Below are 17,474 nucleotides of genomic sequence, written 5' to 3'. Positions count from 1 at the left end.
CGGGATTGTAATTACACGAGTCCCGGCGTGGTCGTCGCTTTCACGGGTGACCGGCCCGGTCACGGAGGAACGCGTCGACGGCGGCCGCGACTCGTTCGGGGTCGTCACCCGGGCCGCCGTGACCGAGTGCGTCGAACTCCACGAACCGGCTGGTCGGGAGGGCGTCGTGGACGTTTCGTGCGCTCTCGCGGAGGAAGTCGGGGCCGTCGGTGCCGGCCAAGACCACGGCGGGCGCGTCAACGTCCAAGCGGGCCGGAAGCCGGTACTGCTCGACGGCGCGGTTCATCCGGACGACCTCCTCGGCGAGGGCCACGCAGTCTGGCCAGACGGGCCACTCGTCGAGCCACGCGTCGAGGTCGTCGATGCCGTCGGGGTGGAGCACCTGCTCGACGTAGCGTTTGACCGCCTCGCGCCGCGCTCCCGCCTCGACGAGCGCGGCCATGCGCTCCGAGAGGTCCGCCTCGCTTCGGTACGCCTCCGGAAGCACCGCCGGTTCGTAGGCGGCGACGGCGGCCACCCGCGCGTCGGTCGCCGCTTCGAGGGCGGTGAGCGCGCCGTAGGAGTGACCGAACAGCACCGGGTCGCGTCCGGTCGCCGCGCGAATCGCTTCGACGAGTTCCCGGACGCACTCGACTTCGCGCTCCAGCACCGCCTCGGCGGGCGTCGACTCGGCGTCGTCCAGACAGGTGCCGAAGCCGGGTCGCTCCGGGACGACGACCTCGTAGTCCCCGAGATGCGGGACGACCGGGTCCCAGAACGCCGGCGGTGCCATCCCGCCGTGACAGCACAGGAGCGGCGTGTCGTCTCCGAATCGGTCGTCGGTCAGTTCGGCTCCGGGTTCGAATCGAATCGGTTGCATCGCGGTCTCGCTTGTCGCCGGCGGCGGCTAAGTCGCACTCTCAGTCGTGCGGCGCTTTAAGTGCACTCCCGGGACGCCGACCGCCTCGGCCGCTTCGACACGCCCATGACCGACCGCCGAGAGAGCGGACGTATGGGTCTCATCGCCGAGTTCGACATCGACTGCGACGCGCTCCCGCTGACCGGGGTCGCGGCGGCGGTCTCGGAGGCGACGCTCGCGCTGGAACTCCAGTACAACCACGGCGAGCGCCCGATGTTCGTCGTCACGGTCACGGGGGGGTCGGCGCGGGCGCTCGAAAGCGCCATCGACGACTCTCCCGACGTGGCCGACTGGACCCGAATCGGCGAGTCGGGCGAGACACGCCGGTATCAGGCCGTTCCGGCGCGGAGCTTCGAAGAACAGCTCGGTGACAGCCTCGACGACCTCGCCGGGCTGGAATCTCTCGCCACCGCCGACGCCATCATCGAGCGCATCGAGGTCCGGCCTGCGGGCTGGCGACAGACCGGCTGGTTCGCGGACCGCGACGCGTTCGGGCGGTTCGCGTCGTTCTGGCGGCGGAACGCCGGTTTCGACCTCCGACGCCTCGCCCGCGACGGCGACCCCGAACCCCCGGGCGAGGGACTCACCGACCGACAGGACGAGGCGCTCCGGACGGCGTACGAACTGGGCTACTTCGACATCCCCTGCGGGGCCACCCTGCGGGAGGTCGCCGACGAACTCGGCATCACCGCCTCCTCGGCCTCCGAACGGCTCCGACGGGCCCAGACCCGGCTCATCGCCGGGACGGTGGCGACGACGTGGCCGCCGCTTCCGGACTGACGACCCAACGACCCGAAGAACCAACGAGCCGACGGCCTGACCGGTTGAGTCGCGCCCGGCGGCCGGTCTAACTCAGTCGAACGACTGCGCTCCGGCCGGCGAAGTAGACGCCGCCCCCGGCGACGCTCGGGCCGATGTCGAAGCGTTGGCGCTTGCCAGCGGCCAGCTCTTGTCGCGTGTTTCCGGTGGGGGCGTCGAGGACGGTTACCGCTCCACCGCTGTCGTCGTGCGTCGGGACGAACACCCTCCCCGCGCCGACCGCGATGCCGCTCGCATAGCTTCCGGCGTAGCTTCGATTATCCCAACAGCGAGTGCCGTCCGCCAGCGCGAGCGTGACCAGTCGGTCGTCGGTCGCGACGTACACCCGACTCCCGTCGGTCGCGATGGTCTCGGGCCGTCTCGGTCGACTCTCGCCCCTCGTCTTTCTCGGTTCGAGCCGATAGCGCCAGCGCCGTTCGCCGGTCTCGGCGTCGAATCCGAGCACGATTCCGGCCTCTGTCCCGACGAGGACGGTCCCCTCGACGACCGAGACGTTACACGCGATTCGGGCGCTCGTCTTCGCACGCCAGCGCTCCGTCCCGTCAACCGCGGCCAGCGCCCGGACGTAGGTGTCGTCGCCGGCGGTGTAGACGGTGCCGCCGGCGACGGCGGGCGTCGAGTTGGACGGGAACCCGGTCGCGGCCCGCCAGCGGGTCTCGCCGGTCGAGAGCGCCAGCGCGTGCGTCGCCACGCCCGCTTGGACGTAGACGGTGTCGCCCGCGACGACGGGGCTCGCCCCGAAGATGCCGCCGCCGAGTCCCTCCCGTTTCCAGCGTCGGTCACCCGTCGCCGCGTCGAAGGAGTGGGTCTCCTCGCGGGTCACGACGACGAGCGTTCCGCCGCCGACGGCGGGCGCGGGTTCGGGGTCGGTGAGCGGTCTGGTCCACGCTCGCTCGCCGGTCTCGGCGTCGACCGCGGAGAGTTCGTCGTCCATGTCGTGGACGTAGACGGTGCCGTCGGCGACGACCGGGACGTGATGGCCCACGTGAGTCTCGACGGGGGCCGTCCAGTCGATGGTGAGGTCGCCCTCGGGGACCGCCTCGGCCGCGACGGCCCCGGTGTTCGTCGTCGGCCCCATCACGCCGCGCCAGTCCGTGGTCGCCGGTTCGACGGGGTCGTACTCGGGGCACTCCCCGTTCGTGGGGTTGTACTCCGACCGCGTTCCGAGACAGCCTGTAGCGCCGATGGCGACGGCGCTTCCGAGACTCGCCAAGAGCCGTCGCCGAGTCGGGCGCTGGTCGGCGTCGGTCATGCGACCTTCACCACCCCGCGGTGCGCGTGGGTCAGGTACAGCGCGTCCTCCGTGACGACCGGCGACGCCACCGGTCGCCTGTAGTACGGTTCGACGAAGTAGTTCCCGCTCCGGAGCCACTCGTCGGCGTCGCCGCCCCACAGCCGCGCCCCGTCGGCGGCGGAGACCGCTCCGGTTCGGATGTAGACCCGCCCGTCGGCGACGGGGGGACGAGCGAGATACGGGAGTGCCGTCGGGTCGCGGTCGTAGCTCGGCGGCGCTTCGTTCACCACGCGCCACTGTTCGACGCCCTCGCTCCGCGAGAGCGCGTAGAGGTTCTTCCCGCCGACGTAGACTCGCTCGTCATCGACCGTCGGCGGGCCGGCGGCCTCCGAGCCGGTCACGAACCGCCAGCGTTGCTTTCCGGTCTCGGCGTCGAGCGCGTAGACGGTTCCGCCGGCGGTCGCGTACAGCGCGTCGTCGGTGACGGCGAGGCCGTTGGGCGACCGGCCGTACCGGCCGTCGAGCACCGTCCGCCAGCGCCGCCCGCCGCCGTGGTCGTAGCCGAGGACGACGACCGCCTCGCGCTCCCGCTCGAACGGCGTGAAAGCGGCGTAGACGCCGCGGTCGTCGGCGACGGGCATCGTGGTTTCGACCGGTTCGTCCGGGCCGGCGAGGAGCTCCGACGGCCCCGGCCGGTCGGCGGTCCACAGACGACTCCCGTCGCTTCCGACGGCGTGCAGGCGACCGCTCCCGCTTTCGACGTACAGCCGGTCCCCGTACGCCGTCGGCGTGCCGAGCCGGCCGCCGAGGTCCGCGGTCCACTCGCTCGACCCGTCGCTTCCGACGGCGTGGAGGGCGCCGTCGTACCCGCCGACGACGACGGTTCCGGAGTCGTCGCCGGCGACTGCGGGGCTGCCGCCGAGGCCGTCCGCGAAGCCTTCGACCCACCGGAGCGACCCGGACGAGGTGTCTATCGCGGCCAGTGGGCTCACGAAGTTGTTCGGCCTGTAGTAGTGGGTAGCGAGCCCGGCGACGTAGACGGTGCCGTCGGCGACGACCGGCGGGGAGAGCGCGCCGTAGAGCGGCGGGTCGGCGGAACTCCGCGAGACGCTCCACGAGACGGTTCCCTCGGCCGGGCCGGCGGGCGCGTGACCTGTCGCCTGCGGGTCGTAGCCGGCGGTCGGCCACGCCGTCGTCGGCGCATCGAACGTCGCGTCCGGAGTCGGTGGGGAACCACCACAACCGGCGACCCCGCTCACGAGCGCGGCTCCGCCCGCGGCCAGCACCTCGCGTCTGGAGAGCATACGCCCGCCGTCTCGGCGCGGGATAAAAACCTTCGTGGCTCCCCGCTCGGGGACTCGCCGGCCGCGGCCGGTCGCGCCGCCGTCGGAACCCCAAACGTATTATCAGTCGGTCCACACGTCCTCGCTGATGCCCTCCTATTCGAGACGCGACGCGCTGAAGGCGATTCCGGCGCTCGCCGCCGGTCTCGCCGGCTGCGCGACCCTCACGGGCCGCGACGACTCGCTTCCGATGCCGACCGCGTGGACGGCGGACGTGCGAACCCCGACCCGCGCCCGCCGGCCGCCGTCCGGTCCCCTGCTCGTCGGGACTGGAAGCCCGTTTCACGCCGACCCGATGGTGACCGCGGTCGCCCCCGAGACGGGCGAGGAGCGCTGGGCGGTGACCGGTCGAAAGGGTCACCGGTCGCCCCTCGGCGTCGACGACCGCCGCGCCTACCTGCTTTCGAAGGCGGGACGGGCCGCGGCGGTCGACTACGAGGCGGGCGAGCGAGCGTGGACCACCGAACTGACGGGCGTGGACAGAGCCGACCCGGGCGTCGTTCAGTACCCGCCGGTCGTCGCCGGCGACACCGTCGTCTTCCCCATCTCGGGCACGGAAGACGACGTGGTAGACCGACTGCTCGGGCTGTCCCGCGAAGACGGCGACCGGCGCTTCCGCGCCGAACTTCCGGCGTCGCTGGCCGGTGCGCCCGCCGCCGCGTCCGCCGGCGACGGCTCCGATGCCGGTGTCGTCGCGCCCGTCCTCGACGGGACGCTCCGCCGGTTCGCAACGGACGGCTCCGAATCGTGGCGCGTCGACGTGGGTCCATCGCCATCGTCGGTGGCGGTCGCCGGCGACACCGTCTTCGTCGGGAGCGCGACCGAGGAACTGCTGGCGCTCGACGCTGCGACCGGCGAGGTTCGGTGGCGCGCGCCGCTCCGAAACACCGTGTTCGCCCGCCCGCTCGTCTCCGACGGCCGCGTGTACGTCGGCGGCGCGGACTACTTCCTGTACGCCTTCGACGCCGCGACGGGAACCCGGCTGTGGCGGGACGAGCTAGCCGCCCCCGTGACCTGCGGCCCGACCCGCGTCGGCGACCGACTGGTGACCGTCGTTGGCTCGGACATCCTCGTTCGGGGGTCCAGCGGAACCGTCCCGTTCAAGCCCACCGCGCTGTGCGTCCACGCGACCGACGGGACGCCTCTCAACGAATACCGGTTCGAGGGCTACCTCGACGGCGGCAGGGTGAACTGGGCCGTCGCCGCGGGCGACGGCGTCTACGTCGGACAGGAGTGGCAACTCGCCCGCCTCGACGCGGAGGTGCTCGATGCCGAGTGAGCGTCCGGAGCGCCCGGAGCGGACGGCTTCGGCCGGGAACCGGGACCGAAACGTTTCCCGCCGGGAAGTGCTCGGCGGCCTCGCGGCCGTCGGTTCGCTCGCCGTCGCCGGCTGTAGTTCGATTCCCGGACTCGGCGGGAGACGACCGGTCTGGCGACGCGATATCGACGGCGCGTTCATGGCCGGCCCGCCCGCCGTCACCGACGAACTGGTTCTCGTCGGGATGCAGGACAAAGCGCTGTACGGCCTGCGGCGCGGGGACGGCTCGACCGCCCTCCGGTTCGAGACGGGCGGGCCGATAGAGGCGCGGCCCGCCGCTCCCGCGTCCGGCGGCCCGTACCACGTCCACAGCACCGACGGCGACCTCTACGCCGTCGACTCGGCGGGCGACGAACTGTGGCGCGACGAGGGTACGTCCCACCGGGCGCGACTCGTCCGCACCGGGTCGCTCGTCGCCGAACTCGACCTCGCCGCCCCCGAGAACACGCTCACCGGATACGACCCACAGACCGGCGACCAGCGCTTCGAACAGGCGGTCTCGTCGTACTTCCTCAACGGCGTCACCGACAACTCGTTCGTGGTGCCCGTGCCGGTGAGCGAGACCGAATCGCGCGTCACGTCGCTCTCGCCGGCGGACGGGAGCGTCCGATGGCGGACCGAGCCCCGGCGGTGGTATTCCAACGTGGTCGCGGACGCCCGACTCGTCGTCGCCGCGAGGGACGGAACGCTGGCGGCCTTCGAACGGTCCGACGGGAGCGTTCGGTGGCGCGTCCCCATCGGCGACGTGGGACGGACGATGGTGCTCGGGTCGCAGGCGTACCTCACCCGCGACCGGGACGGCGGGCGGCAGGAACTGCTCGCGTTCGACCGGGAGACCGGCGAGCGCCTGTGGGAAAACCCCACGGGCTACCAGATTCGGGCGGTCGAGGCCACGGACGACGCGGTGTTCGTCGGGAGCCGCGTCGACGACCCCGACGGCGGGATTCTCGGCCGAATCGACTGCTTCGGTCTCGACGGGACGCGACGGTGGCAGACCGTCACTGGACTCCCGTCGCTCGACTCACTCGGCGTCACGGACTCCCGTGTCGTCGCTGCTTGGGACCGGGGCTTCGCGGTGTTGGCCCGAGGGTCGGGCGAGACGCGGTGGTCGTACGAACCCGACTCGTACAGCCGACTCTCCCTCCGCGTCGAGCCGTCGTCGGTGTTCGTCTCGTACGTCGAAGAGGGCGTAGTCGCGCGGTTCCCGCTGGGGTGACTCCCACTCGGCGCTGGGCGCGCGGCACACCCACCAACTTATTGACGCGCCGAGGTGATACCTCGCCAACGAGGCACACGAACCGATGGACGACACACGCCGCGCACCCCCGCTGGTGCGCCTCATCGAGTCAGTCGAAGACCGCACCTACGGCAAGGTGAGCGACTCGCTCGGGGCGCTCCGAACGGCGTCGACCGAGGACCGAAAGCGGGCGCTCCGAGAGCTTCGACGCCTCGCCGACGACCGGCCGACCGCGTTCGAGTCGTTCCTCCCCGCCGTCACGCCCTTTCTCACCGACGACGACCGCGCCGTCCGGCTGTTGACCGCGAAGGCGCTCGTCGCGGTCGCGGCGGACGCTCCCGACGCGGTCGCGCCCGCGGTTCCGGCGCTCGTCGAGCGCCTCGCCGACGAGGACGAGTTCTACTACGTCCGCGCGCGGTCGGCCGAGGCGCTGGGATACGTCGCGCTCGAACACCCCGACGCGGTCGCCTCGCCGGCGGTGCTCGCGGACCTCCGCGTCGGCCTCTCGTTCGACGAACCCGAGGTGAAACGGAAGTTGGCGAAGGCGCTCGAATGCGTCGCGCTCGGCGACCCCGGCCGGCTTCGCCACCGCGTCTCGACGCTCGTCGAACACCTCGACGACCGGGACGTACTCGTCAGATACCACCTCTGTACGGCGATAGCGGCCATCGGCTGTGACGCCCCGGACTCGCTCGGCGCGGTCCGGGCGGCGCTCTCCGCTCGGCTCGCCGACGAGAACGCCTTCGTCCGGGGGCGCGCCGCCGAGGCACTCGGACTGTTGGCCCGCGAGCGCGGCGGGTCGGTGACGGTTCCGGACTCGGCACTCGATACGGAGTCGGACGAGGCGGCCGAGTTCGTCGCAGAGCGGGTCCGCTTTCTCCGGGCGTCGGGTGACGGCGATGGCAGTGACTCGCCGGCCGACGGCGTCGGGACGCTCGCCGGTGTTCGAAACACGACCGCGGACGCGGTCGCCGAGATTACGTCGCCCGACGCGGACGGCGAGTGTCCCCATTGCGGTGTCGACCTCCCCGAGGGCGCGCCGCCGATGTGTCCGAGTTGCGGCGTTCCGCACTGAGTCGGCCGGCGCGGCGAATGACGCTCTCGGGGGCGTCTCTGTCGCCCGTCTCGCCCTCCGCGCGCCGTTTTCACTCCCGGCCGTCGGCGAAGTCGACGCCCGTGATTTCGAAGCGAGTGCCTCCCTCGGCGGATTCGGTGGCGCGGACCTCCCAGCCGTGGGCTTCCGCCACCTGCTTGACGATGGCGAGACCGAACCCGGTTCCCGAGCGCGACGTGGTGTACCCGGCCTCGAAGACGGTGTCGCGGTGGTCGGTCGGGATGCCGTCGCCGTCGTCGGCGACGTAGAAGCCGTTCGGGAGGTCGCCGACCGTCACCGTCACGTCCGGACCGCCGTGCTCGACCGAGTTGCGGACGAGGTTCTCGACGAGTTGCTGGAGCCGGCTCCGGTCGGCGACGACGGTCACCGTCAGCTCGTTTCGGAGGTCGGCGTCGGCCGTCTCGACGGTCCGCCAGCAGTCGGCGACGAGCGAGGACAGCGACACGAGTTCGCGGTCGCCGACGTCGTCGCCCTCGCGGGCGAGCGTCAGCAGGTCGTCGATGAGGTCACCGATACGGTCGAGCGCCTCCGCGGCGGTGGCGAGCCGGTCGCTGTCGTGTTCCTCGCGGGCCAACTGGACGTTGCCGGCGGCGACGTTCAGCGGGTTCCGCAGGTCGTGGCTGACGACGCTGGCGAACTCGCTCAGTCGCTCGTTCTGCCGCTGGAGCTGTCGCTCGCGCTCGCGCTGCTCGGTCGTGTCGCGGTACATCCAGAGATGGCCGGTCCCGTCGGGCAGTTCGATGGGTTCGTAGCTGCGGGCCAGCGTCCGGCCGTTCTCCAGTTCGACCGACTCGGCGTAGACGGGCTCGGACTCGGATATCAGTTCGTCGACGCGCTCGACGAAGCCCACCGGGTCGGTGGTGAGTTCGCCGGCCTCTCGTGCCAGTTTCCGACAGTCCGCGTCGACGAGGTTCGCGGGTGCCCCCGGGATGTCGAACAGTTCGAGCAGTCGGTCGTTGACGGCGAGGACGGTCCGGTCGCTGTTCTCGGCGAGGACGCCGACCGGGAGCGCCCCGACGAGCGTCGAAAGCAGGGCGTTGGTCCGTTCGAGCTCGTCTTCGTGGTCGACGCGCTCGGAGACGTCGCGGCTGATTGCGACGAAGCGGTCTTCGCCGGCGAGGTCGAGTCGGCGGGCGTGGACCTCGACCGGGAACGTCGACCCGTCCTTGCGGGTGTAGACGCTCTCGACCCGTCGTCTGCCGCCTTTATCCATGTCGTTCCAGATGGCCGTGGCTCGCTCGGCGTCCAGCGTTCGGTCCAAGTCCCAGACCTTCATCTCGGTGAGTTCCGCGGCGCTGTAGCCGGTCGCCTCGCACAGTTGGGGGTTCGGGTCGATGATGTCGCCGTCGACGTTGTGGACGTTGACCATGTCGGGCGACTCCTCGAAGAGCGCGGTGAGCCGCGCCGTCGTCTCTCGGAGTCGTTCCTCGCGCTCGATGCGCTCGGTCACGTCCTGAAACAGCGAGAAGACCGCGACGACCTCGCCGTCGTCGTCGGTGACGACGCGGTTGTGCCACTCGCAGCGGATGTGTTCGCCGTCCTTCCGGACGTTCTCGTCGACGCTGTGGTAGCCGCCGGTGTCCGTGGCGAGTTGGTCCGTGACCGTGTCGACGTTCTCGTAACTGTCCTCCGTGACGATGGCCTCCCAGGTGCGGTCGCGCAGTTCCGCCTCGGAGTAGCCGAGAATCCCCTCGGCGCGCTCGTTGACGCCGACGATGCGGAAGTCCCTGTCGTACTCTATGACGCCGAGGGGCGACTGCTCGATGAAAAGCGAGAGCCGTTGCTCGCTGGCCTTGAGAGCGCTCCGCGAGCGGTACTGCTCGACCGCGTTCTCGATGCGGTTGGCGAGGACGGTGTACTGGCTGGTCCCGTGTTCCTTCTGGAGGTAGTCGGTGACGCCCGCGGAGATGGCGTCGCTCGCGACCTCCTCGCTTCCTTTCCCCGTGTAGAGGATAAACGGCAGTTCGGGGTCGTTCTCGCGGACGGCGTCGAGGAAGTCGAGACCGTCGAGGCTGGGCATGTCGTAGTCCGAGACGACGCAGTCGAACTCCTCGTCGGCAAGCCGGTCCAGTCCCGCCGCCACCGACGTTTCGGTCGCGACCCGGAATCGGTCGTGCTCTCGTTCGAGGAACGCCGCCGTCAACTCCGCGAAGGATTCGTCGTCGTCGACGTGCAGGACGGCCACCTCGTTCACCGTCTCACTCATAGCTGTTCGCCGTGAGTGTTCGACGGAAGATACTTAATCGTGACTGGGCCGGCGGCTCGGTCGAAGACGCGCGAGTTCGCGGCCTCGGTGAACTGTTCGCTCGCCTCGCGGGCCTTGACCTCCAACACCGCGAGGGCGCGGCCGCGCTGTTGCTGTCCGAACCGTAGACCGGTCCGAGACGAGACGCTGCGAGCGGCGGCGGCCGTCGACGACGACTGACCGCGAACCTCCGTCGTCCTCCTCACGAACCCTCTTATCGCGGCCCGCGGGACGTACCGACGGTCCCCGACTGGGAGCGAGTAATCATCCGATTAAAAATATGTTTCTGAAAACAGAATCGTTCTGATATTTAGATGCTCATTTCTCTCCCGACGCGTTCGGACAAGCGATGCCGCAGGCACATTCACGAGACGCCGTTCTACCGATACCGCCGTTGAGGGGCTTTTACGGGACTCGACGGTGGTATCTCGTCTGCGTGTGAACCCCTCTCGGAAACCACCGTCCACGAAGCGTGGTTCGTGACAGCATTGACCTCGGGGGCGAGAGATACTGCTCCTCACTGGCTTGAATCGCGGTTTCACCGATGAATCCCCCTTGAACTACACCCGCCTCGCTATCGCTCGTCTTCGAGAGATTTCGGGTGACGAGCGATTTCGACACCAGAGTATCAGATATAGATATAGTATCTAATTCTGAGTGTTCTGTGTTGAAACCCGGCTAGCGAGCTCGTGGGTCGGCGCGGGCGTCCCCGTACAACTATACTGATTGCCGGTAATCACGACGGTACGATGCGCGCAGTAACTTTCACAACTCCCGGCGGCCCGCTCGAAATCCGGGAGATTGACGAACCGGAACTGGACGAGACGGGCGTCGTCGTGGAGACGGAAGCGTGCGGTATCTGCCGGAGTGACTGGCACGCGTGGCGGGGGGACCCGCTCTGGGAGTCCCGGGATTTCGACGACGGACACGTTTTCGGCCACGAACCGGCCGGTGTCGTCGTCGAGGTCGGCAGCGAGGTCGAGCACGTCCGCGAAGGCGACCGAGTGACGGTCCCCTTCAACCTCGGTGACGGGACGTGTCCGTCCTGTCGGTCGGGTCGCTCGAACGTCTGCGACAACCGCGTCCCGCTCGGACTCGCACCCGAATCGAAAGGCGCCTTCGGAGAACGGTTCCACGTGCCGTGGGCGGACTACAACGTCGTCCACCTGCCGGACAGCGTCTCGTCGGTCGAGATGGCCGGTCTCGGCTGTCGGTTCATGACCTCGTTTCACGCCCTCGTCCACCGCGCAGACGTCACCGCGGGCGATTGGGTGGTCGTCTACGGATGCGGTGGTGTCGGCCTGTCCGCCGTTCACATCGCCGACGCCCTCGGTGCCAACGTCGTCGCCGTCGACCTCTTCGACGAGAAGCTGTCGTTTGCGAGCGAACTGGGCGCTGTCGAAACGGTCAATGCGAACGACGTCGCCGACGTCCCGGCGGCGGTGAGGGCGCTGACGGACGGCGGTGCCCACGTCTCTGTCGACGCCCTCGGAATCGCTGAAACGTGCCAGAACGCGGTCAAGAGCCTTCGAAAGAGGGGCCAGCACGTGCAGGTCGGCCTCACGTCGAACGAGGAGGGCGGCGAGGTCGCGCTCCCGACGGACCGGATGGTACTCAACGAACTCCAGTTCATCGGCGCGGTCGGTATGCCTCGACCGCGGTACGACGAACTCTTCAGAATGATGGACCGTGGCGGGCTCGACCCGTCGGCAGTGATATCCGAGACGGTGTCTCTCGACCGGACCCCCGAGATACTGGCTTCGATGACGGACTTCGACACCGTCGGCATTCCAGTGATCACCGAGTTCTGACGGTGGCACGGGAAAGAGCGCAGCCAAACGGGGGACTCCGCGCTCGCGTCGGCGGCCCGAACCCCTTCGACAGCCCGAATCGACTACTCCGGAATCCCGTATACCTCCCGAGACCAGTCTTGTTCGAGCGTATCGTAGACCGGCCGGTTCCGGTCCAGCCCGTCGATACGCCGTTGGTCTTCCGCGTCGAGTTCCCAGTCGAACAGCGTACCGTTCTCCGCGATGTGCGTCGCGGAACTCGATTTCGGCAGGACGACGACGTCCTTCTCGACGGCCCACTTGAGGACGATTTGCGCGGGCGATTTGTCGTACGTCGCTGCGATATCCTGAATCGTCGAATCTTGGAGCACCTCCGTCCGCCCGAGCGGTGCGGCCGCTTCGACGGCCACCCCGTTCGACTGGCAGTAGTCGACCAATTCGCGCCGCTGGAACCAGGGATGGAACTCGATCTGATTGACGGCGATGGGGACGTCGGTGACGTGCAACGCATTGCTGAGCTGATAGCCGCTGAAGTTGGATACGCCGACGTTGCGAACCCTCCCGTCGTCGGAGAGCGTCTTCATCGCGTCGAGCGTCTCTCGGAGCGAAATCGCCGGGTTCGGCCAGTGAATCAGATACAAATCGAGATAGTCGGTGCCGAGTCTGTCGAGCGAGTCCTCACACGACTCGATGACGCTCCCGTAGTTGAGATTCGCCGGCAGTACCTTCGACGTGAGAAACAGCTCGTCGCGGTCGTAGTCCGCGAGCGTCTCGCCGATTTCGCGCTCGTTTCGATACCCTTCGGCCGTGTCGACGTGAGTGTAGTCGCCGTCGAGCGCGGCGCGAACAGACGCGCGAACGGTCGCTCCATCGATGTCCCACGTTCCGAGACCGACCTTCGGGAGGTCGTCTCCGCTCGGAAGTCTGACTGTCGAACTCGTCATCGGTCGATACATCAGTACGCCATCGTATCAATCTACCCCCGTGCGGGGAGACGAGAACGAACGCAGTTCGGGTCAGACGGGTCGGGACTGAACGCGCAACGGTTCGGAGTTGTCCCGGTCGCTGCGTCGTGGACGTGCCGACGGCGAAAGAGTTTACTTGCAGATGCGGGTGATACGTCGTATGGTACCATCGCTGCCACCGATCGGGCTCGGAACGTGGGAGAACGACGACCCGGCGCAGTGCGCCCGGTCGGTCAGGACGGCCCTCGAACTGGGGTACAGACACGTCGACACCGCGGAACACTACGGAAACGAATCGGCCGTCGGCGACGGGATCGCGTCCGCCGACGTGCCTCGCGACGAGCTGTTTCTCGCCACGAAAGTCCACCCGATAAGCGGTGGGATGACCCACGACGAAGTCCTCGACGAGGCCGAAGCGAGCATGGAGCGACTCGGCGTCGACTATCTCGACCTCCTCTACGTCCACTGGCCGGTCGGGGAGTACGAGGCCGAGGAGACGCTCGGCGCGTTCGAACACCTCGTCGAGGAGGGCCTCGTGCGGAACGTCGGCGTCTCGAACTTCGACGTCGACCTCCTCGACGAGGCCCGCGGAGTCCTCGAATCACCGCTTTTCGCACACCAAGTAGAGATGCACCCGTTTTTACCGCAACGAGAGCTCGTCGAAGACGCACAGCGCCACGGTTACACGCTCGTCGCGTACTCGCCGCTCGCACGCGGCGCGGCTCTCACGAACTCGGTTATCTGTGATATCGCCGACCAGTACGAGACGTCGCCCGCGCAGGTGTCTCTCGCGTGGGTGACGAGCCACGAGAACGTCGTCGCGATTCCAAAAGCCACCTCGCGTGCCCACCTCGAAGACAATCTCGGTGCCGCCGCGCTCGAACTGGACGACGAAGCCATCGCCCGCATCGACGACATCGAACGGCGCACGCGATTCGTCGAGCGCGACGGCGCGCCGTGGCAGTGAGCGCCCCGACGAGTCGGTGTGCGACGAGAGTGAACGTATTCGATGGTCGCCACGAGGACGCGAGGACGATATGACAGGCGTACCCGTGTAATGCGCTGGGAATCGGACCGGCCTGTGTCCGACGATAGTAAACCGCGGCGTGGCGGGCGACGTCCGCGCTGAGCGTCCACAGCGACGGTTCGCTCTCGTGATCCGGGGAACGCAACCCAATCGACGCTGTCGCGTCGCAGCGTGCGACTGTTCAGTCGTGTCGAACGCGACCCGAACGCGCCGAACACGAGGGGATTGGTTAAGTCGCTCCCGTACGAGACGCCCCTATGGACGTGCAATCGATGACGGACGACGGCGAAGAGATACTGGACGGCGTCCACCTCGCGCAACTCGCAGCGGGGAGTCGGGGCAGCGTTCAACACTTCCGTATCGAGTCGGGCGCGCTCGTCGGAACGCACAGCCACGAACACGAACAGATCGGATGGGTGTCGTCGGGGGAGTTGCTGTTCACGGTCGACGGGGAAGAGTACCTCGTCGGGCCGAACACCTCCTACGTGATTCCCGGTGCGACCCCGCACTCGGCTGAGAACCGCGGCGAGGTCGACGCCGTCGGTATCGAGGTGTTCTCACCGCCGCGACCGACACCGCCGTGGGAAGGTGACGACGAATAGGCGGGACCCCGCCCCGCGACGACGGACGCGCCGTCGACAGCAGTCGGCGACGCCGGTCGTGCGCACCGACCGCCGCGACCGTCCAGAACCGATACGAGTCTCCGAGACCCATGCCAACAATTATCATTTCCGTCCCGCATGATACTGTCATGGCCACCGGTACTATCGGGGCGTTCGAACGGTCGCTCACGGTCGTCGGCGTGGAGTTGACGCGTGCGACCCCCGCGACGTTTGCCGAGACGCTCGCGGGCGTCGTCGACGAACCGGCCGTCGGAACCCCGCTCGGGTTCGACGGCGTCTCGCTGACGGACACCCCCGTAACGACGGAACTCACGCCGAGAGCCCTCACCGAAGCGCAGACCGGCGTCACGCCGGTCGGGCGCGCCATCGCGCAGTACGGGACGCTCGTCGTCGAGTCGAACGCCGCCGGGAACGAACCCGTCTCGCTCTACCCGCCGACCCACGTCGGCGTCGTCCGCGAGAGCGACGTCCTCGCGGACGTGACCGAGGCGATGCCGCACCTCGCCGAACGGTTTTCCGACGGCGAGTCGGCCGTCTTCGCCACCGGGGCGAGTGCGACCGGCGATATGGGCGCACTCGTGAACGGCGTCCACGGGCCGAAAACGGTGCGCGTGGTGCTCGTGGAGGGACTATGAGCCTCGAAGACCGCCGGGAGAAAGCGAGGCACATCCGTCACCTACTGGAGACCGAAGGCGGCGCGATTCGCGAGAACACGACCGTGTTCAACGAAGACCGGTACGAAGTCTCCGAGCGCTTCGACGACTACGAGGACCTCCGCGGTCGGGCGCGCCGAATCAAGGAAGACGCAATCGACCGGTTACCGGAACTCATCGACCGGCTCCGCGAGAGCGTCGAAGCGAACGGCGGCGAGCTGTACGTCGCCGAAGACGCGGCGGACGCCAATCGGTACATCGAAGGCGTCGTCGACGGCGAAGACGCCGAGACCGTGGTGAAATCGAAGTCGATGACGACCGAGGAGTTGGACGTCAACGACCACCTCGAAGACGTCGGCGTCGACGTCTGGGAGACCGACCTCGGCGAGTTCGTCCTCCAGGTCGCGGACGAGTCGCCGTCGCACCTCGTCGGCCCCTCGCTCCACCGCTCGCAAGAAGACGTCGCTCGACTATTCAACGACCGCTTCGACCCGGACGAACCGTTCGAGACGGCGGAAGAACTCACCGCGTTCGCGCGTGACTATCTCGGGGAACGCATTCGTTCTGCAGACGTGGGGATGACCGGTGCGAACTTCGTCCTCGCGGACTCGGGCACGATTACGCTCGTCACGAACGAGGGGAACGCCCGCAAGACCGCGGTGACCCCCAACACGCACGTCGCGGTCGCGGGCGTCGAGAAAATCATCCCGAGCGCCGACGAACTTCAACCCTTCGTCGAACTCATCGCGAAGGCGGCGACGGGACAGCCCATCTCCCAGTACGTCACGATGCTCACCCCGCCCGTGGAGTCGCCGACCATCGACTTCTCTCGGCCGACAGAACCGCTCGGGTCGGGCGACGACGACAGGGAGTTCCACCTCGTCCTCGTCGACAACGGTCGGATGGCGATGCGAGGAGACGACCACCTCGAAGAGACGCTCTACTGCATCCGGTGCGGGGCGTGCGCGAACTCCTGTGCGAACTTCCAGCACGTCGGCGGCCACGCGTTCGGCGGCGAGACCTACACCGGCGGCATCGCGACGGGGTGGGAAGCCGGCGTTCACGGACAGGACTCGGCGGCGACGTTCAACGACTTCTGTACGGGGTGTTCGCGCTGTGCGGACGCCTGCCCCGTCAAAATCGATATCCCGTGGATAAACACGGTCGTCCGCGACAGAATCAACCGCGAACCGGTCGAAAGCGCCTTCGACTTCCTCGTCGAGGGGCTGACTCCCGATGCGGAGCCGGGGGGGCTCGACGCGCAGAAGCGCCTGTTCGGGAACTTCGGGACGCTGGCGAGGGTCGGGTCGGCGACGGCACCGCTCTCGAACCGACTCGCGGAACTCGGACCGGTGCGGTCGGCGATGGAGCGGTTGTTCGGCGTCGACGCCCGGCGCGACCTCCCGACGTTCGAGCGGGAGACGCTCACCGACTGGTTCGCCGCCCGCGGCTCGCCGGACAACGACGGGCGCGAGGTCGTCGTCTACCCCGACGCGTACACCAATTACGTGCTCGTGAACCGGGGGAAGGCGACGGTGAGGACGCTCGAAGCGCTGGGCGCGCAGGTCGAACTCGCCACGCCGCAGGAGAGCGGCCGGGCACCGCTCTCGCAGGGGATGATACGGACCGCAACTCGGCGAGCGTCCGCGGTTGCCGCCGACCTGACGACGTACATCGACGACGGGTTCGACGTCGCGGTCATCGAGCCCTCGGACCTCGCCGCGTTCCGCCGAGAGTACGGGAAGCTCCTCGACGGGGAGACACACGAGCGACTCGCGGAGAACTCCTACGACGTCATGGAGTACGTCTACGGCTTGCTCAACACCGGGGCCGACGCGGGCGTGCTCGCCGAGCCGTCGGAGCCGCTGGCGTACCACAGCCACTGCCAGCAACGCACCCTCGGCGTCGAGACGTACACCGAAGCCGTCTTGACGGAACTCGGCTTCGACCTCCTCACCTCGGACGTCGAGTGCTGCGGGATGGCGGGGAGCTTCGGCTACAAAAGCGAGTACTACGAACTCAGCATGGACGTCGGGGGGGATCTCGAAGCGCAGTTCGCGGACGCGACCGACCGCACGCTCGTCGCGAGCGGGACCTCCTGTACCGAACAACTCGGCGACCTGTTCCAACGGGAGGTCGTCCATCCGGTCGAACTCATCGCACCGGACGGATGACGTAGACCGGTTCGGACGCTCCCCCCGCGGAGCG

General features: G+C 68.5%; 15 protein-coding genes. 9 read left to right on the top strand and 6 right to left on the bottom strand.

Going from position 1 to position 17,474, the window contains the following annotated elements; all coding sequences use genetic code 11:
- Window positions 1-40: 40 nt before the first annotated feature.
- Window positions 41-859, bottom strand: a complete 819-nt coding sequence (locus tag FY251_RS19460; protein ID WP_148416652.1) for an alpha/beta fold hydrolase — start codon at window positions 857-859, stop codon at window positions 41-43.
- Between the two features lie 105 nt (window positions 860-964).
- Between FY251_RS19460 and FY251_RS19455 the strand changes: the two genes are divergently transcribed.
- A complete protein-coding gene (locus tag FY251_RS19455; protein WP_187367459.1) occupies window positions 965-1,678 on the top strand; it encodes a helix-turn-helix domain-containing protein in 714 nt (237 codons plus the stop codon).
- A gap of 67 nt (window positions 1,679-1,745) precedes the next feature.
- Here FY251_RS19455 and FY251_RS19450 read toward each other — a convergent pair whose 3' ends face one another.
- Window positions 1,746-2,969 carry a PQQ-binding-like beta-propeller repeat protein gene (locus tag FY251_RS19450; protein ID WP_148416650.1) on the bottom strand — a complete coding sequence of 408 codons (1,224 nt, stop codon included), beginning with the start codon at window positions 2,967-2,969 and terminating at the stop codon, window positions 1,746-1,748.
- Window positions 2,966-4,255, bottom strand: coding sequence for a PQQ-like beta-propeller repeat protein (locus FY251_RS19445; protein WP_148416649.1), 1,290 nt, complete (start codon window positions 4,253-4,255; stop codon window positions 2,966-2,968). Before FY251_RS19445 ends, FY251_RS19450 begins: the two co-directional genes overlap by 4 nt.
- A gap of 127 nt (window positions 4,256-4,382) precedes the next feature.
- Between FY251_RS19445 and FY251_RS19440 the strand changes: the two genes are divergently transcribed.
- From FY251_RS19440 to FY251_RS19430, 3 genes are all read left to right on the top strand, one after another.
- Window positions 4,383-5,573 (top strand): PQQ-binding-like beta-propeller repeat protein, encoded by a 1,191-nt coding sequence (locus FY251_RS19440; protein ID WP_148416648.1) that lies wholly within the window; start codon window positions 4,383-4,385, stop codon window positions 5,571-5,573.
- Entirely contained in the window at window positions 5,563-6,828 is a 1,266-nt protein-coding gene (locus FY251_RS19435; RefSeq protein ID WP_148416647.1) for a PQQ-binding-like beta-propeller repeat protein, read from the top strand. The genes FY251_RS19440 and FY251_RS19435 overlap by 11 nt, the downstream gene beginning before the upstream one ends.
- 85 nt (window positions 6,829-6,913) lie before the next feature.
- Window positions 6,914-7,924 carry a HEAT repeat domain-containing protein gene (locus tag FY251_RS19430; RefSeq protein WP_148416646.1) on the top strand — a complete coding sequence of 337 codons (1,011 nt, stop codon included), beginning with the start codon at window positions 6,914-6,916 and terminating at the stop codon, window positions 7,922-7,924.
- A gap of 70 nt (window positions 7,925-7,994) precedes the next feature.
- On the opposite strand, the gene FY251_RS19425 is transcribed toward FY251_RS19430, so the two are convergent.
- Together FY251_RS19425 and FY251_RS22700 are read right to left on the bottom strand one after the other, a co-directional pair.
- On the bottom strand, window positions 7,995-10,169 hold the full coding sequence (locus FY251_RS19425) for a PAS domain S-box protein (RefSeq protein WP_148416645.1): 2,175 nt from the start codon (window positions 10,167-10,169) through the stop codon (window positions 7,995-7,997).
- Window positions 10,166-10,414: a hypothetical protein gene (locus FY251_RS22700; protein WP_187367456.1), complete on the bottom strand. Its 249-nt coding sequence runs from the start codon at window positions 10,412-10,414 to the stop codon at window positions 10,166-10,168. Before FY251_RS22700 ends, FY251_RS19425 begins: the two co-directional genes overlap by 4 nt.
- A 543-nt stretch (window positions 10,415-10,957) precedes the next feature.
- Between FY251_RS22700 and FY251_RS19420 the strand changes: the two genes are divergently transcribed.
- Entirely contained in the window at window positions 10,958-12,019 is a 1,062-nt protein-coding gene (locus FY251_RS19420; protein ID WP_148416644.1) for a zinc-binding dehydrogenase, read from the top strand.
- 83 nt (window positions 12,020-12,102) lie between these two features.
- On the opposite strand, the gene FY251_RS19415 is transcribed toward FY251_RS19420, so the two are convergent.
- Window positions 12,103-12,942 carry an aldo/keto reductase gene (locus FY251_RS19415; protein ID WP_148416643.1) on the bottom strand — a complete coding sequence of 280 codons (840 nt, stop codon included), beginning with the start codon at window positions 12,940-12,942 and terminating at the stop codon, window positions 12,103-12,105.
- 181 nt (window positions 12,943-13,123) lie between these two features.
- Here FY251_RS19415 and FY251_RS19410 point away from each other — a divergent pair, with 181 nt between their 5' ends.
- From FY251_RS19410 to FY251_RS19395, 4 genes are all read left to right on the top strand, one after another.
- The gene (locus FY251_RS19410) at window positions 13,124-13,930 is read left to right on the top strand and encodes an aldo/keto reductase (RefSeq protein WP_148416642.1); all 807 of its coding nucleotides are present in this window, start codon (window positions 13,124-13,126) and stop codon (window positions 13,928-13,930) included.
- 317 nt (window positions 13,931-14,247) lie between these two features.
- Window positions 14,248-14,592 (top strand): cupin domain-containing protein, encoded by a 345-nt coding sequence (locus FY251_RS19405; protein ID WP_148416641.1) that lies wholly within the window; start codon window positions 14,248-14,250, stop codon window positions 14,590-14,592.
- 149 nt (window positions 14,593-14,741) lie between these two features.
- Window positions 14,742-15,248, top strand: a complete 507-nt coding sequence (locus tag FY251_RS19400) for an LUD domain-containing protein (protein WP_148416640.1) — start codon at window positions 14,742-14,744, stop codon at window positions 15,246-15,248.
- On the top strand, window positions 15,245-17,440 hold the full coding sequence (locus FY251_RS19395) for an LUD domain-containing protein (protein WP_148416639.1): 2,196 nt from the start codon (window positions 15,245-15,247) through the stop codon (window positions 17,438-17,440). Before FY251_RS19400 ends, FY251_RS19395 begins: the two co-directional genes overlap by 4 nt.
- Window positions 17,441-17,474 lie beyond the last annotated feature (34 nt).

Source organism: Haloferax sp. KTX1, assembly GCF_902410085.1.
Classification (GTDB): Archaea; Halobacteriota; Halobacteria; order Halobacteriales; family Haloferacaceae; genus Haloferax; species Haloferax massiliensis.
Note: the sequence above shows the minus strand (reverse complement) of the source record. Positions and strands in the feature narration are given on the sequence as shown.

Excerpts from the sequence above, each read along its gene's own strand:
- FY251_RS19395 (WP_148416639.1), top strand. The coding sequence starts at position 15,245 with ATGAGCCTCGAAGACCGCCGGGAGAAAGCGAGGCACATCCGTCACCTA.
- FY251_RS19435 (WP_148416647.1), top strand. The coding sequence starts at position 5,563 with ATGCCGAGTGAGCGTCCGGAGCGCCCGGAGCGGACGGCTTCGGCCGGG.
- FY251_RS19405 (WP_148416641.1), top strand. The coding sequence starts at position 14,248 with ATGGACGTGCAATCGATGACGGACGACGGCGAAGAGATACTGGACGGC.
- FY251_RS19400 (WP_148416640.1), top strand. The coding sequence starts at position 14,742 with ATGGCCACCGGTACTATCGGGGCGTTCGAACGGTCGCTCACGGTCGTC.
- FY251_RS19460 (WP_148416652.1), bottom strand. The coding sequence starts at position 859 with ATGCAACCGATTCGATTCGAACCCGGAGCCGAACTGACCGACGACCGA.
- FY251_RS19425 (WP_148416645.1), bottom strand. The coding sequence starts at position 10,169 with ATGAGTGAGACGGTGAACGAGGTGGCCGTCCTGCACGTCGACGACGAC.
- FY251_RS19420 (WP_148416644.1), top strand. The coding sequence starts at position 10,958 with ATGCGCGCAGTAACTTTCACAACTCCCGGCGGCCCGCTCGAAATCCGG.
- FY251_RS19415 (WP_148416643.1), bottom strand. The coding sequence starts at position 12,942 with ATGACGAGTTCGACAGTCAGACTTCCGAGCGGAGACGACCTCCCGAAG.
- FY251_RS19455 (WP_187367459.1), top strand. The coding sequence starts at position 965 with ATGACCGACCGCCGAGAGAGCGGACGTATGGGTCTCATCGCCGAGTTC.
- FY251_RS19410 (WP_148416642.1), top strand. The coding sequence starts at position 13,124 with ATGGTACCATCGCTGCCACCGATCGGGCTCGGAACGTGGGAGAACGAC.
- FY251_RS19430 (WP_148416646.1), top strand. The coding sequence starts at position 6,914 with ATGGACGACACACGCCGCGCACCCCCGCTGGTGCGCCTCATCGAGTCA.
- FY251_RS19450 (WP_148416650.1), bottom strand. The coding sequence starts at position 2,969 with ATGACCGACGCCGACCAGCGCCCGACTCGGCGACGGCTCTTGGCGAGT.
- FY251_RS19445 (WP_148416649.1), bottom strand. The coding sequence starts at position 4,255 with ATGCTCTCCAGACGCGAGGTGCTGGCCGCGGGCGGAGCCGCGCTCGTG.
- FY251_RS19440 (WP_148416648.1), top strand. The coding sequence starts at position 4,383 with ATGCCCTCCTATTCGAGACGCGACGCGCTGAAGGCGATTCCGGCGCTC.